This window comes from Streptomyces albireticuli, from assembly GCF_021228125.1.
GTDB lineage: Bacteria > Actinomycetota > Actinomycetes > Streptomycetales > Streptomycetaceae > Streptomyces > Streptomyces albireticuli.
The window spans coordinates 210,436-224,961 of sequence record NZ_JAJQQS010000016.1; the positions used below are offsets into that span (position 1 = coordinate 210,436).

Here is a 14,526-nt window from a genome sequence, read left to right on the forward strand (position 1 = left end):
TACACAGCCCGCCGCCGGAACGTCACCACCATGGGGGGAACTCCCGTGCTCAGATGCGTCGTCAGGACCTTCGGCCCGGCCGTGGACGTGGTCACCACCGAGACGTACGATCCGCCGCGGCCCGGGCCCGGCGAGGTCTCCGTGCGGATGCTCATGGCGAGCGTCAACCCCTCGGACCTCGTGACGATCTCCGGGGCGTACGCCTCCCGCACCACCCTGCCCTTCGTGCCCGGCTTCGAGGGCGTGGGCGTGGTCGAGGCCACCGGCCCCGGGGTACGGGGGCTCGCCGCCGGACAACGGGTGCTGCCGATCGGCAGCGCGGGCGCGTGGCAGCAGACGAAGGTCGCCGAGGCCCGCTGGTGCCTGCCGGTGCTGCCGCACCTGACCGACGAGCAGGCGGCGACCTCGTACATCAACCCGCTCACCGCCCTGTTGATGCTGCGTCAGTACGTGGATCCCGGTATGGACGGGGGAGCCACCGGGACGGGAGTTCCGGGTGCCGCGGGAGCGCCGGGCGTGGTCGTCAACGCCGCGGCCTCCGCCATCGGCCGCATGGCCATCCGCATGCTGAACCGCGACGGCGTCGAACCCGTGGCCGTGGTGCGTCACCCCCGAAGCCGCGAACAGCTCGCCGGACTGCGGACCGCCGCCGTCCTGTGCACCTCCGACGCCGCCGTCCGCGAGTCCCTTCCCGCGGTGGTCCGCGAAGCCGCCGGCGGCCGGCCGCCCGCCGTCGTCCTGGACGCGGTGGGAGGCGCCGAGGGCGGCGACCTCGCCCGCGCCCTCGCGCCCGGCGGGACCCTGGTCCACTACGGGTTGCTCTCCGGGCGCCCCCTGCCGCCGTCCCTCGCCACCGAACGCCCCGACGTCCGGATCGTGTTGTTCCGCCTGCGTGACTGGGTGCACACCGCCGACCCCGCTCGGCTCACCGACGCCCTCGCGCGGGCCCAGCGCCTGGTGGCCGACGGCACCGCCGCCTCCGCCGTCGCGCACGTCCTGCCGCTGACCGACGTACGGGAGGCTCTGCGCCGCGAGGCCGCCCCCGGCCGGACGGGGAAGATCCTCCTGCGCGCGGACTGAGCGTTCGCGGGCTCGGCGGACTTCGTGTGACGGTCCGGAGGGCGGTCGTACGGTTGCGGGCGCCTCGGCGAGGGCCCCGTTCCGCTTCCTCACCCGGGCTCCTATCCTCAGGGAGGTGACCCCCGACGCGTCGACCGGGCCGCTCGTCGAGCTCGACCACCCTGCCGACGTGCCCGCCGCGATCCGGGCAGCCGCCCGGCACGGCGTGTGACGTGGCGATCGGTGACGAGGTGTGATGTGACACTCCTGATGGTCAGCGGTACGGGAACCGAGGTGGGCAAGACCGTCACCACGGCCGCGGTGGCCGCGCTCGCCCTGGCCGCCGGGCGGCGGGTGGCCGTCGTCAAGCCCGTACAGACCGGGCTCCCGCCGGGCGGGGACGGCGACCTCGCGGACGTCACCCGGCTGGCGGGCCCCGTCACCACCCGCGAACTCGCCCGCTACCCCGACCCCTTGGCACCCGCCACCGCCGCGCGGCGCGCCGGACTGCCGCCGGTCGGCCTGGAGCGGACGGCGGAGGCGCTGGACGCCCTCGGGAAGACGCACGACCTGGTGCTCTGCGAGGGCGCGGGCGGCCTGCTCGCCCGCTTCGACGAGAGCGGCTGGACGCTGGCCGACCTGGCGGTCCTGCTGCGGGCACCGGTCCTCGTCGTCGCGGCCCCCGGGCTGGGCACCCTCAACGCGACCGCGCTCACCACGGAGGTCCTGCGGCACCGCGGCGGGCGCTGCGCGGGCGTGGTCGTCGGCAGCTGGCCCGAGCCGCCGGACCTGGCCATGCGGTGCAACCTGAGCGACCTCCCGGTGGTCGCCGGAGCGCCGCTGGAGGGGGTCCTGCCCGCGGGCATGGCCGCCCGGGAGCCCGCGGCCTTCGCCGAGGCGGCCCGCGCGGGCCTGGCGCCGTCACTGGGCGGCGTCCTGGACACGGCGGCCTTCACCGCGCGCCACACGGCCTGACCGGATCCGGACGCACCACGACGGGCGTCGTCATGCCGGTTGTCTGATTGTGTCCCTGTACGGTCCCGCCGCGCGCTGTGATACTCGTCCTCAGTACGGCACTCGCCCTGGTTTCGAACGGGTTCCCGGACGCATTCGCCCGGCCATCCGATCACCCCCACGAACCATTCAGAGAGGTCCGTCCCCCATGCGCGGTCCCGGCACGTTCCCCGGCGCACTCGACAGCCTCGTCGACAAGGCCCTGCGGCGCGAGGTCCCCACCCGCGAGGAAGCCCTGGCCGTCCTGCGGACCGACGACGACGACGTCCTCGACGTCGTCGCCGCCGCGTCCCGGGTCCGCCGCCACTACTTCGGCCTCCGCGTCAAGCTCAACTTCCTGGTGAACCTCAAGAGCGGGCTGTGTCCCGAGGACTGCAGCTACTGCTCGCAGCGCCTCGGCTCCCAGGCCGACGTCCTCAAGTACACCTGGCTCAAGCCCGAGGAGGCGGCGAAGGCGGCCGCCGCCGGTGTGGCCGCCGGAGCCAAACGCGTCTGCCTCGTGGCCAGCGGCCGCGGCCCCACCGACCGCGACATCCACCGCGTCGCCGACACCATCTCGGCCATCCGCCGGGACAGCCCGGGCGTGGAGATCTGCGCCTGCCTCGGGCTGCTCTCCCAAGGGCAGGCCACCCGGCTGTGCGACGCCGGCGCGGACGCCTACAACCACAATCTGAACACCGCCGGCGAACGCTACGCCGACATCTGCACCACCCACACCTTCGAGGACCGCGTCGGAACCGTGGACCAGGCCCGCGCCGCCGGGCTCTCCCCCTGTTCCGGCCTCATCGCCGGGATGGGCGAGAGCGACGAGGACCTGGTGGACGTCGCCCTGTCGCTGCGCGCGCTCGACCCGGACTCCGTGCCCGTCAACTTCCTCATGCCCTTCGAAGGCACCCCGCTCGCGAAGGAATGGACCCTCACCCCGCAGCGGTGCCTGCGAGTCCTGGCCATGGTCCGCTTCGTCTGCCCCGACGTGGAGGTACGCGTCGGCGGCGGGCGCGAGATCCACCTGCGCACCCTGCAACCCCTCGCCCTGCACATCGCCAACTCGGTCTTCCTCGGCGACTACCTCACCAGCGAGGGCCAGCCGGGCGCGGCCGACCTGGAGATGATCCGCGACGCGGGCTTCCGCGTCGAAGGGGTGGACGAGGTCACCATGCCGGACCACCGCGACGACGTCGTGACGCCCCGCAAGCGCGGCGCGGGCACGGTCCTGCCGCCCAACGCCTGAACACCGCACCGGGCGGGAACCGTCAGGACATGGAACGGATGGGCGGAGAACGAACGGCCACGGGAGAGCGCACCGGCGGCTGTCCCGTGGTGGACCTCTTCTCGGCGGACTTCACCGCCGACCCGTGGCCCGCCTTCGCCCGCCTCCAGCACACCGCACCGGTCCACCACGACCCCGCCACCGGCCTCTGGCTGGTGAGCCGGTACGGCGACGTGCGCCGCGTCCTCCTCGATCCGGAGCGCTTCCGGCCCGACAACACCCTCGACGCCGTCGTCCGCATGTCCGTCCCCGCCCTGCGCCACCTGGCGGCCGCGGGCTTCGCCCTGCCGCCCACCCTGGCGAACAACGGCACCGACCGGCACGCCGGGCTGCGCCGCCTCGTCAGCGGCCTGCTCTCCGGCTCCCGGGTCGCGGCCGCCGCACCGCTCGTGGAACGCCTCACCCACCGGCACCTGGACGCGGTGGAGGCCGCGCTCACCGCCCACGGCCGCTGCGACCTGGTCGCCACGCTCACCCGCGACCTGCCGTTCGCCGTCATGCTCGACCTCCTCGGCCTGGGCGCCGACGCCGGGGCCGGCACCGGTGCGGACCTCGGCACCCTCGCGCGGTGGAACGACGCCTCGCTCGAACTCTTCTGGGGCCGTCCGCCCCGCGCCCGCCAGCCCGGCCTCGCCCGTCTCGCGGCCGACTTCTTCACCTGGCTGGGCGGCCTCGCCGACCGCGCCGAACCCGGCCGGCCCGGCCTCCTCGGACTGCTCGCCGCCCACCGGCACCCCGACGGCACCCCGCTCGGCCGCCAGGAGATCATCGCCGTCTGCTACTTCATGATCATCGCCGGGCAGGCGACCACCGGGCAGATGCTCGCCACCATGCTCCGGCGCGCCCTGCACGACACCGCCCTGTGGCCACGCCTCGGCGGAGAACCCGGACTCGCCCGGGCCTGGGCCGAGGAGATGCTGCGCCGCGAACCGCCCCTGACCGCCTGGCGCCGCGTCACCGCCGCCCCGGTCAGGATCGGCGACACCGACCTGCCCGCCGGAGCCCCCCTGCTGCTCATGCTCGCCGCGACCGGATCCGACCCGGACGTCTTCGACGCCCCGCACGCCCTGCGCCCCGGCCGCCCGCGCGCCCGCGACCACCTGTCCTTCGGCATCGGCCGCCACCGGTGCCCGGGCGCGGCACTGGCCCGCATGGAGGCGCGCGTGGTGCTGCGCACCGTCTCCCGCCGGTGCCCCACGCTCCGGCTCGCCCGCCCCCTGTCCGAGGAGCCGCTCCTGGGCCTGCTCTCCTTCCGGGCTCCCACCCGGGTGACGGTCCGCCTGGACGCCGGTTGACCACGCCGGTTCCCCTCGCACCGGACGCGGGGGAGGGGCACGGGGCCGCCCTGGTGCTGCACGGACGGTCGGCGCACGTCCTGACCGCGTACGACCCTGCCGTACGGTGCCTGTCACCGGCCGAACGGGACCGGGCCGCCCGCCTCGCGCCCGCCGCCCGGCGGGACTTCACCGCGGCCCATCTCCTGATCCGCCGGTGCGCGGCCGCCTTCCTGGGCGTCCCCGCCCACGCCCTGGACGTCGTCCAGCGCTGCGAACGCTGCCAGGGGCCGCACGGGCGGCCGATACTGCGTCAGGAGCCCCGGCTGTACGTGACGCTGGCGCACTGCGCCGGGTACGTCGCCGCGGCCGCCTCCTGGCAGCCCGTCGGAGTCGACGTCGAACGGCTGCCACCGGGCCCGGGGTGGCACCGGGCCTCCGCGCGGTCGCTCACCCGCGCGGAGGCCGCCGCCGTCGCCCGGGCACCCTGCCCGCCGGCGGCGTTCCTGCGCCAGTGGGTGCGCAAGGAGGCGCTGATCAAGGCGGGCCGGGCCCGCCTCGGCGGCCTGCGCCACGTGGATCTGTCCGGGCTGCCGGTGGACGACCCCGGTGGCGGCAGGCTGGTGCGCCGGTCGTGGTGGCAGGGGTGGGCGGTCACGGACTGGGCGGACGGCACGGGCGGGAGGGGCGGCCGCGGTGCCCGGGTGGACGGGGGCGGCTACGAGCCGTCCCCGACGGCAGGCGTCGTGGGCGCAGCCGTCACCGTTCGTCCACCGATCCTGCTGACCGTACCCGGGGGCGGGGCACCGCACCTCCGTCACGAGGACCGGCCGGTCCGCTCGTGAGGGTCCGCCCGGCGCCCGGCGCTTCGCCGGAGGCCCCCGAAGGGGCATCCCGGGAGGCCCCCGGCCCGGCCGAACGTACCGCCAGGCGTCGGCCCCGGTCGGGCGCACCATCGCCCGTCGGCTCAGCCGCGCGCACCGCCCGGCGTGGGCTCAACTGAGCGCACCGCCGTGCGTCGGTTCGGCTGGACGTACGGTCGCTTGTCGGGTGAGCCGGGTGCACCGCCCGGCGTGGGCTCAGCTGGGTGCACTGCCGTGCGTCGGTCCGGCTGGACGTATGTCGCCTGTCGGCTCAGCCGGGGGCACCGCCGCTGTCGGTCCGGCCGGACGTACCGTCGCCTGTCGGCCTCGGCTGGACAGACCGTCGCCTCTCGGCCCCGGCCGGGCGCACCGTCGCCTCTCGGCCCCGGCCCCGGCCGCGCGCACCGCCCGGCGGCGGCTCGGCCGGGCTCGTCGCCGCGCGCCCGCTCAGCCGGGCCGGCGCGCGGCGATCACCTCGACGGCCCGTTCCACCTCCGCGTCCGTGTGGTCCGCGCGGGCCGTCAGCCGCAGGCGGGAGAAGCGGTCCGGCACCGACGGCGGCCGGAAGCAGCTCACCTCCACGCCCGCCGCGCGGCAGCCCTCCTGCCAGGCGACGGCCGCCCGCGCCGACTCCGCCCGTACGGAGACGACCGCCGCCTCCGCCGGGCTCACCGGCAGCCCGGCGGCCGCCAGCCCGTCACGCATGCGGGCCGCCACCTCCCGCACCCGGGCGGCCCGGCCCGGCTCCCGGCCCAGCAGCCGCAGCGCGGCCAGCGCCCCGCCCGCGCACGCGGGCGCGAGACCGGTGTCGAACAGGAAGCTCCGGGCGTCGTTGAGCACGTGCTCCACGACACGGCGGGGCCCGAGCACCGCGCCGCCCTGCCCGCCCAGCGCCTTCGACAGCGTCGTCGTCATCACGACGTCCGGCGCCCCCGCCAGTCCGGCGGCGGCGAGCGCGCCCTGGCCGCGGTCGCCGATCACGCCCAGCGCGTGCGCCTCGTCCACCAGCAGGGCCGCGCCGTGCCGCCGGCAGACGTCGTGCAGGCCGACGAGGTCCGCGAGGTCCCCGTCGACGGAGAACACCGATTCGGTGACCACCACGGCCCGTCGCTGCCGCCGCTCCGACAGCGCCTTCGCCACGGCCGCGAGGTCGCCGTGCGCGAACTCGGTCATGTCCGCCCCGGCCATCCGTCCGCCGTCGATGAGGGAGGCGTGGGCGTGACCGTCCATCACCATCAGGCTCCCCGGCCGGCACAGGGCCGTCAGCGCGCCGAGGTTGGCCAGGTATCCGGAGGAGAACACCAGGGCCGCCTCCGTACCGGTGAACGCGGCCAGCTCCCCTTCCAGTTCCTCGTGCAGCCGTGTGGTCCCGGTGACGAGCCGGGATCCGGTGGAGCCGCCGCCCCAGACCGAGGCGGCCTCCGCGGCCGCGGCGCACACCTCGGGGTGCCGGGCCAGCCCCAGGTAGTCGTTCCCGGCCAGGTTGAGGCCCGCCGGGGCGGGGTCCCGCGGGCGGGCCGTACGGCGCAGCCCGGCCCGGTCCCTGCGCCGCGCGGTGTCGTCGAGCCAGGCCCACGCGGCCTCCGGCCCCTGCCGTCCCTCGCCGGGCGCCTGTTCCCGCATGCTCGCGCTCCCTCCGTCGTCAGGTGGTGGGCGGCCCCAGCACCAGACAACCGTTGTGGCCGCCGAATCCGAAGGAGTTGGACAGCACCGGGCCCGCCGTCCAGGCGCGGGGCGCGCCCCGCACCAGGTCCAGGGAGCCGCCGAGCTCCGTGTCCTCCGTCGTCAGGCCCGCCACCGGCGGGACGAGGGCATGCGCCATGGACAGGACCGCGGCCACGGCCTCGATCGCCCCGCTCGCGCCGAAGGCGTGCCCCGTGACCCCTTTGGCCGAGGTGACCGGCGGCCCGCCGGAACCGAACACCGCCGTCAGCGCCCGGGCCTCCGCGAGGTCGCCGTGCCGCGTGCCCGTCCCGTGCGCGCTCACCTGCCCGACGGCCGCGGGCTCCACCTCCGCGTCGCGCAGGGCGAGGCGCATGCACCGCGCCGCCGCGGAACCGTCCGGCAGGGGCAGGGTGACGTCGTGCGCGTCGGCCGTGCTCGCGTGGCCCAGCACCTCCGCGTACACGCGCGCCCCGCGCTCCACCGCGGCGTCGCGCGCCTCCAGCAGCAGTACGGCGGCGCCCTCCGCGATGACGAAGCCGTCCCGCCCGGCGTCGAACGGCCGGGTACGGCCCGCCGACGACAGCGCGCGCATGTTGCGGAAGGCGGCCACGACGGTGTCGCTCAGGGCGGCTTCGGTCCCTCCGGTGAGCACGCTGTCGCACACGCCGTCGGCGATGAGCCGGGCCGCCTCGCCGATGGCGTCGGTACCGGCCGCGCACGCGGTGGTGACGGTCCGGCAGGGACCCCGTCGGCCCAGGCGCTGGGACACGGCGGCGGCCGCGGCGTTGGGCATGATCATGGGGACCGTGAAGGGGGACACGCGCTTGTCGCCGCGCTCGGACCGCACCAGCGCCTGCCGCTCCAGGGTGCCCACTCCGGCGAGCGCGGTGCCCAGGACGACGCCCGCCGTGTCCGGGGCCGTGCGCGGGCGCCCCGCGTCCGCGACGGCCGATTCCGCCGCGGCCACGGCGAATTGTGTGAAGCGGTCGGCGTGCCGGGCCTCGGCCCGGTCCAGCCATGGCGAGGGGTCCCAGTCCGTCACCGCCCGGTGTCCCTCCGGCGGAGCGCCGAGCAGGGCCCGCCACAGGGCGCCGGGACCGGCCCCGGAGGCGAGCACGACTCCCAGGCCGGTCACCACGGCGCGGCGCCGCCCCGCCGTCCGTGGCCGGTCGGCCCTCACGAGAGCCTGCGCACCAGGTCGCAGGCGTCGCCGACGGTGCGCACCGCTTCCACGTCTGCCTCGGGGACGTCGATGCCGAACGCTTCCTCCAGGGCCATGACGACTTCGACGAGCGTCAGGCTGGTCGCCCCCAGGTCCTCGGTGAAGACGGCTTCCTCGACCACTTTCCCGGTCGGTACCTGGAGCACGTCCACCACGCAGGCGGCTACCGCCTCGAACACACCGTCGGCCATCCCGCCCTCCGGCCCCGCTCCGCCGATCCGTGCAAGCCGTCAAAGTCCTACGGGAGTTGAGTCTATCGGCGGAGCGGTCCTGTGCCAGGGGGCGGGATCACGCCGATCCGGGAACCGTACCGGTGCGTGTCAGAAGCGCACCTCCTCGCAGGCGCGGCCGCGCGACTCCAGGCGTCCGTTGACGTGCTCCCAGCCCTCGGCGCAGAGCACCGCGCGGTTGGGGAGGTCGCGGTGCACGGGCACGCTGAACTTCTGGTGGTAGCCCCAGAACTGTGTCGGGCTGTTGCGGTCGATGCCGCCGCCCCAGATGTGGAAGTGCCCGGTGAAGTCGCCGTTCCAGGTGGTCGACGCGGACACCGTCTCGACGCGCAGCCCGCTGCCTTCGACGGAGATGCACGTCCGGTGGTTGCAGCCGTTCGCGCCGGCGGACGCCGACGGTGTCGTGCCGACGGTGACCACCCCGACGCAGACCGCGCTCACGACCGTACGCAGCAGCCAACGCGCCTTCGCACCCGCAGAGTTCATGCGCTTTCCCTCTCGAATCGATCACTCTCGCCGAGTGATCTTGGCAGCGGTGGCCGGTGCGTACGGCGTGCGGAGGGGGCGGGTCACCCCATCGGGCGACGGACCCCGCCGCCGGGGCCGGGGCCGTGGCCGCTCGCCGGGTCCGTCGTCATTCCGGTTTCGGGCGGGAGCGTAGGAGTCGCATCTGCTCGTGACCGAGGTCGTGCGCCCGGCGCATATGGCGGATGATCACTTCGAGCTCGTCCTCGGTGTGGCCGTCGAGGAGCGCCTGCCAGCCGGGGCCGAGGTCGTCCCACACGGCGGCGACCCGGGCGAGGCGCTCGGGCACCGGGGTGACGAGGACCCGGCGGCGGTCCCGCTGGTCGGGGGTGCGGGTGACGTAGCCCCCTCGTTCGAGCCGGTCGACGAGCCGGGTGGCCGAGCCCGTGGTCAGGCCCGTCAGGTCGGCGAGCTGTCTGACGGTGAGCGGCTCGGGCTCGGCCGTCAGCAGGCTGAGGGCCTGTACGTCCGTCGGGTGCAGTCCGAGGTGATCGGCGACAGCCTGGTTGAACAGCACGTACGCCGCCAGGTGGCGGCGGGATTCCTTCGCCAGCTCCTCGTGGAGCCGGGCCCGGCGAGGGCCTGTCACGTGGATCACACTCCTATTCGCTGCGCGGCGCAGCGAAATCTCGTAATCTTCTGCGTGGCGCATTAACTGCGTCACGCAGTCATTTTACCTCTTGGGAGAACCATGCTCACCGTCGCCGTCACCGGAGCCACCGGAGCCCAGGGCGGAGCCACCGCCCGCGCCCTGCTCGCCGCCGGCCACCGGGTCCGCGCCCTCACCCGCCGCCCCGGCTCACCCGCCGCCGACACCCTGCGCGGCCTCGGTGCCGACGTACGCCACGCCGACCTCGACGACGCCGCCTCGCTCGGTGCCGCCCTCGCCGGCGCCGACTCGCTCTTCGCCGTCACCACCCCGTTCGGCACCGACACCGACACCGAGACCCGGCAGGGCAAGGTCCTCGTCGACGCCGCGGCGGCCGCCCGCCTCGGGCACGTCGTCTTCACCTCCGCGGCCCACGCCGACCGCGGCACCGGCATCCCGCACTACGAGAGCAAGCGCCTCATCGAGAGGCACCTGCGCGCGGCGGGCGTGCCCTGGACGGTGATCGCCCCGGCGGCCTTCATGGACAACTACGCCGGCGGCTGGACCCTCGACGGGCTGCGCGACGGCACCTTCGCCTGGCCCATGCCCGCCGGCCTGCCGCTCACCCTCATCCCCGCCGCCGACATCGGCGCGTTCGCCGCGCTGGTCCTCCTGCGCCGCGAGGAGTTCACCGGACAGCGCCTCGACATCGCCTCCGACGCGCGCACCCCCGGCCAGATCGCGGAGACCCTCACCACGGCCCTCGGCCGCCCGGTCGTCCACCAGGAGGTCCCCCTCGACCAGGTGCGGCGGTGGTCCACCGACCTGGCGGCCATGTTCGCCTACTTCACCACCCACGGCCTCGACGTCGACGTCGCCGGACTGCGCCGCGACTTCCCCGAGGTCGGCTGGCACAGCTTCGCGGACTGGGCCGCCGCCCAGGACTGGGACGCGCTGTCGGCCTCCGCGCCGGCGCGCCGCTGACCTCCGGCCCGTGCTCGGGCCGGCGGCGCGGCGGCCGTTTCCGGTGTCCCTTTTCAAGGGACCACGTCGCGCACGGTGGGCCGCGGACTGGAGCGGAGGAAGGAGGCCGGCGGGAGCCGGGGTACTACCAGGCGGCCGCCCGGACCACGTCCGCGGCGATCTCCCGCACCGGCCGGCCGTCCGTCGGGACGCGGACGGTGCCCGCCGGAGCCTTGTCGTCCAGGTGGCGCGCCATCCACAGGCTCCGCTCGATGTGGGCCGTGAGCCGGGACCCGATCTCCCGCCCGGCGAGCCGCTCCCGCACGGTCGCCTCCTCGGCGGTGAGCAGGACGCAAGTGGTCCTGATCTCCCCGCCGCCCATGGCCCGGCGGAGCATCGGCGCCTCCAGGACGCTCACCGTGTTGGTGTAGATCAGGCGGCGCTGACCGAGGGCGGCGTAGGTGGACCAGACCGCGGCGGTGTTGCGCTCCGTGACGGCCGTACGGTGGGGGTCGCCGTCGGGGGCCGGATGGATCTGGTCCATGTAGTCCCCCTCGATCAGGCAGTGCGCCGTCTCCGTCTCCTGCAGCGCCGCGGACACCTCCCACGCGACCGTCGTCTTCCCCACGCCCGCGCCGCCACCGATGAGCAACAGTTCGTAAGCAGTCATGGCCGGTCAGCCTGGCAGAACCCGGAGGGCCACGGCATGTGCTTTTCGCCGAGGCCGAGGCCGAGGCCGCGGCCCGGCCCGGGCGGTTCGCGGGCCCGGGCGTCAGGGGCGGAGCAGGCGCTCGGCCAGGAAGGCGAGGATCTCGTCCCTGGCCCGCAGCGTGGGATGACCTTCCTCGTCGACGAGGTGGGCGGTGACGACACTGTGCGGGGACGCGACCACGTCGCGGAAGAACGGGGGCGGCGCGGGGTTGGCGGAACTCCCCGGGAGGACACGGCCGTCGAAGGCGTCGCCGAGGAGCGCCCGGTAGGCGGCGAAGCGCTGACCGGTGCACCAGCGGTCGTCGTCGAAGCGGTAGGCGAGGACCTTCAGCCCGTCGCGCGCGACGCGGTCCCGGACCGCGCGCGCGTCCTCGTCGCCGAGCTCGATCGCGGCGTGGTCGTCCAGCGGCAGTGACGGGTGGTTGACCACCGGGGCGACGACGGCGGGTTCGAGCGCCATGGTCAGCGCGAAGTTGCCGGTGAAGCACAGCCCGATCGCGCCGACCCCCGGACCGCCGCATTCCGTGTGGGCCCGGCGCGCGAGCCCGCGCAGCCAGGCCGTGACAGGGCTGGTGCCGCCCCCGGCGAACGCCCGGAACTCGGCGCTGACGCACGCGCGACGCACGACCTCCTTCCCGCCCTCGGCCGTGGGCCAGGCACCGTCGGTCCCGAAGAGCGACGGGACGTGGACGGTGAAGCCCGCGTCCCGCACCCACCGCGCCAGCCGGAGGACGTCGGGGCTGATGCCCGGCATCTCCGGCATCAGGACGACGGCCGGCCCGGAACCCGCGGTGTACACCGTCTTCACCACTCCCTCCACGCCCACCGGCCGGCGGGAGAAGTCCGTGATCGCGTCGTCAAGGCGTCTTTCGTCAGCACTCATGGGTGACAGCGTGGACCGGTGTGCCGTACAAGGAGACAGGCCGGATCGCCATGTGCGAGGGTGATCCCGCCATGGGGAGTCGGCGTCGAGGAGGCGGGCGTGAGCGCGCTGCGGGTCGGTGTCCTGGCCTATCCGGGCTGTTTCGCGTCCGAAGTGTTCGGGATACCCGACCTCTTGACGATGGCCACGCACGTCGCCGGCCCGGAGCACGCCGGCTACGAGGTGGCGGTCGTCTCCCCCCGCCTTCGCGTCACCGCGTCCGGCGGCGCGGCGCTGGCCGTCTCCCCGCCGCGCGAGGCCGACGTCCTCGTCGTGCCGGGCTTCGAGCTCCTGCCGGGCCTGGACATGGACGCGAAACTCGCCCGCCTCGCCCCGGAGACCGCGGCGATCCGCTCGTACGCCGCCGCGGGCACGGCGGTCGTCTCCCTCTGCGTCGGCGCGTTCCTGCTCGCCGAAGCGGGGCTCCTCGACCGGCGCCGGGCCACGACGTCGTGGCTCTTCGCGGACGAACTGGCCCGGCGCTGCCCCGAGGCGGACGTCCGGCCCGAGTGCCTGGTCGTCACCGACCGGGGAGTGACGACGACGGCGGCCTTCAGCGCCATGTACGACTTCGCGCTGGAACTGATCCGCCGGCACAGCGGTGCCGGAGTGGCGAGGGCGACCGCGCGGGTGGCGCTCGTCGACGACGCGCGCTCGTCCCAGGCCCCGTACGTCGACGCGCGGCTCCTCCCGCAGCCGGGGAACGAGTTCTCCCGCAAGGTCATGCGGCGGCTCGACCAGAACCTCGCCGAGCGGTACGACCTCGCCGCGCTGTCGGACGCCTTCCACGTCAGCACGCGGACCCTGCTGCGGCGCTTCGCGGACGAGACCGGCCGGAGCCCGCTCGAATACCTCCAGTCCTCGCGCGTACGGCGGGCCCGCCACCTCCTGGAGACCACGGACCGGACCGTCGCCAGCATCTCCACGGCGGTCGGGTACCGGGACTCCGGAACCTTCGCCGCGCTCTTCGCCAAGCACACCGGACGGCGGCCGAGGGACTACCGCGCGAGCTTCCGGCGCGGAGCCGGCTGACGGCCCGCCACGGCCGACCGGGCGGGGCGCGGCGGGAACCGTACGGCGGTCGCGCCGTCTCGCACCGGCATCCGGTACGTCCCTCCCGCAGGTGAAATGCCCGTGATGGCCGTTCACTTCCGGTAGTCCCTGGTGACACATACCCCTTGTGCGGACGAAGAGACGTGACATGAGGGCGGCCCGGCTGATCGGGCTGGTGGCGGCCGGGCTGCTGAGCGCGGCGATCGCCTTCCTCCCCGCGCCGGCCGGAGCGGAGCCGCCCGGCGCGCCTCCGACCGGCCCGGTGCAGAACAACTGGGCGTCCGCCGTGCTGTACTCGGTGGCCCACCCGAGGGCGTACCCCCGCGGGGTCAACGAGCCCGGCTGCCGGCCGGACCCGGCTCGTCCACGACCGGTGGTGCTGGTGAACGGCACCCTGGAGAACGTCTACGCGAACTGGTCACGACTGGCCCCACAACTGCGGAGCGACGGCTTCTGCGTCTTCGGCTTCAACTACGGCGGCCAGGACGGCAGCCCGTTCCAGCAGCTCGGGCCCATGCGGGAATCGGGCCGGCAGCTCGCCGCCTTCGTGGACCGGGTGCGCGCGGCGACCGGGGCCGCCAGGGTGGACCTGGTCGGCCACTCCCAGGGCGGATTGCTGCCCCTGTACTACATCAACCGCCTGGGCGGCCACGCCGAGGTCGGACGCATGGTCGGCATCGAGCCGGCCAGCCGCGGGGTGCGCCTGCACGGAGTGCTCCCCCTCCTGGCCCGGACACCCGGACTCGCCCAGGTGCGCGACCTGGTCTGCCAGGCGTGCGCGGACTTCACCGCCGGATCGCCCTTCATGCGCGAGACCGCCGAGGGCGGCTACACCCGGCCCGGCGTCGAGTACACCACGATCATCTCCCGTACCGACGGCCTGGTCACCGTGGCCGAGGCCCGGCTTCCGCCCGCCGACAACGTCACGGGCGTCGTGACCCAGGACGTGTGCCCGGCGGACCTCGTCGACCATGCCGACGCCGTCTACGACGACATCACCCTGCGCCTGGTCCGCAACGCCCTCGACCCGGCGGGCGCCCGGCCACCCCGCTGCCACGTCGCACTGCCACTCCTGCCTCCCCAGCCGTGAACGGCGGGGCCCGCCACGACCGGGAGCGCCGTACCACCTGACACCGGCTCAGGAGGGTGATCCTCGCCGCAGCCGT

The 14,526-nt window shown here is 75.1% G+C and carries 15 protein-coding genes; 8 read left to right on the forward strand and 7 right to left on the reverse strand.

The window, feature by feature from the left end; genetic code table 11:
• Window positions 1-30 precede the first annotated feature (30 nt).
• From LUZ64_RS26480 to LUZ64_RS26500, 5 genes are all read left to right on the forward strand, one after another.
• Window positions 31-1,080, forward strand: a complete 1,050-nt coding sequence (locus LUZ64_RS26480) for a zinc-dependent alcohol dehydrogenase family protein (RefSeq protein ID WP_095579285.1) — start codon at window positions 31-33, stop codon at window positions 1,078-1,080.
• 237 nt (window positions 1,081-1,317) lie between these two features.
• Complete coding sequence (gene bioD / locus LUZ64_RS26485; RefSeq protein ID WP_095579286.1) at window positions 1,318-2,034, forward strand: dethiobiotin synthase; 717 nt, start codon at window positions 1,318-1,320, stop codon at window positions 2,032-2,034.
• 187 nt (window positions 2,035-2,221) lie between these two features.
• Window positions 2,222-3,304, forward strand: coding sequence for a biotin synthase BioB (gene bioB / locus LUZ64_RS26490; RefSeq protein ID WP_095579287.1), 1,083 nt, complete (start codon window positions 2,222-2,224; stop codon window positions 3,302-3,304).
• A gap of 38 nt (window positions 3,305-3,342) precedes the next feature.
• Window positions 3,343-4,638, forward strand: coding sequence for a cytochrome P450 (locus tag LUZ64_RS26495; protein ID WP_095579297.1), 1,296 nt, complete (start codon window positions 3,343-3,345; stop codon window positions 4,636-4,638).
• Window positions 4,635-5,462 (forward strand): 4'-phosphopantetheinyl transferase family protein, encoded by an 828-nt coding sequence (locus LUZ64_RS26500; protein ID WP_232398878.1) that lies wholly within the window; start codon window positions 4,635-4,637, stop codon window positions 5,460-5,462. The genes LUZ64_RS26495 and LUZ64_RS26500 overlap by 4 nt, the downstream gene beginning before the upstream one ends.
• Window positions 5,463-5,927: 465 nt before the next feature.
• Here the strand turns inward: LUZ64_RS26500 and LUZ64_RS26505 are convergent, their stop codons facing one another.
• From LUZ64_RS26505 to LUZ64_RS26525, 5 genes are all read right to left on the reverse strand, one after another.
• The gene (locus tag LUZ64_RS26505) at window positions 5,928-7,103 is read right to left on the reverse strand and encodes an 8-amino-7-oxononanoate synthase (protein ID WP_095579201.1); all 1,176 of its coding nucleotides are present in this window, start codon (window positions 7,101-7,103) and stop codon (window positions 5,928-5,930) included.
• A gap of 19 nt (window positions 7,104-7,122) precedes the next feature.
• A complete protein-coding gene (locus tag LUZ64_RS26510) occupies window positions 7,123-8,325 on the reverse strand; it encodes a beta-ketoacyl-[acyl-carrier-protein] synthase family protein (RefSeq protein ID WP_095579202.1) in 1,203 nt (400 codons plus the stop codon).
• Window positions 8,322-8,558 (reverse strand): acyl carrier protein, encoded by a 237-nt coding sequence (gene acpP, locus LUZ64_RS26515; RefSeq protein WP_095579203.1) that lies wholly within the window; start codon window positions 8,556-8,558, stop codon window positions 8,322-8,324. Before acpP ends, LUZ64_RS26510 begins: the two co-directional genes overlap by 4 nt.
• A 129-nt stretch (window positions 8,559-8,687) precedes the next feature.
• Window positions 8,688-9,083, reverse strand: a complete 396-nt coding sequence (locus LUZ64_RS26520) for a hypothetical protein (protein WP_095579204.1) — start codon at window positions 9,081-9,083, stop codon at window positions 8,688-8,690.
• Between the two features lie 148 nt (window positions 9,084-9,231).
• Window positions 9,232-9,720 (reverse strand): MarR family winged helix-turn-helix transcriptional regulator, encoded by a 489-nt coding sequence (locus tag LUZ64_RS26525; RefSeq protein ID WP_095579205.1) that lies wholly within the window; start codon window positions 9,718-9,720, stop codon window positions 9,232-9,234.
• Between the two features lie 93 nt (window positions 9,721-9,813).
• Here LUZ64_RS26525 and LUZ64_RS26530 point away from each other — a divergent pair, with 93 nt between their 5' ends.
• Complete coding sequence (locus tag LUZ64_RS26530; protein ID WP_095579206.1) at window positions 9,814-10,695, forward strand: NmrA/HSCARG family protein; 882 nt, start codon at window positions 9,814-9,816, stop codon at window positions 10,693-10,695.
• 124 nt (window positions 10,696-10,819) lie between these two features.
• Here the strand turns inward: LUZ64_RS26530 and LUZ64_RS26535 are convergent, their stop codons facing one another.
• Window positions 10,820-11,344 carry an AAA family ATPase gene (locus LUZ64_RS26535; protein ID WP_095579207.1) on the reverse strand — a complete coding sequence of 175 codons (525 nt, stop codon included), beginning with the start codon at window positions 11,342-11,344 and terminating at the stop codon, window positions 10,820-10,822.
• Window positions 11,345-11,446: 102 nt separating this feature from the next.
• Window positions 11,447-12,268, reverse strand: a complete 822-nt coding sequence (locus LUZ64_RS26540; protein WP_095579208.1) for a dienelactone hydrolase family protein — start codon at window positions 12,266-12,268, stop codon at window positions 11,447-11,449.
• A 99-nt stretch (window positions 12,269-12,367) separates the two neighbouring features.
• On the opposite strand from LUZ64_RS26540, the gene LUZ64_RS26545 reads away from it, so the two are divergent.
• Together LUZ64_RS26545 and LUZ64_RS26550 are read left to right on the forward strand one after the other, a co-directional pair.
• Entirely contained in the window at window positions 12,368-13,339 is a 972-nt protein-coding gene (locus LUZ64_RS26545; RefSeq protein ID WP_095579209.1) for a GlxA family transcriptional regulator, read from the forward strand.
• Window positions 13,340-13,508: 169 nt separating this feature from the next.
• Entirely contained in the window at window positions 13,509-14,450 is a 942-nt protein-coding gene (locus tag LUZ64_RS26550) for an esterase/lipase family protein (RefSeq protein WP_095579210.1), read from the forward strand.
• The last annotated feature ends 76 nt before the right edge of the window (window positions 14,451-14,526 follow it).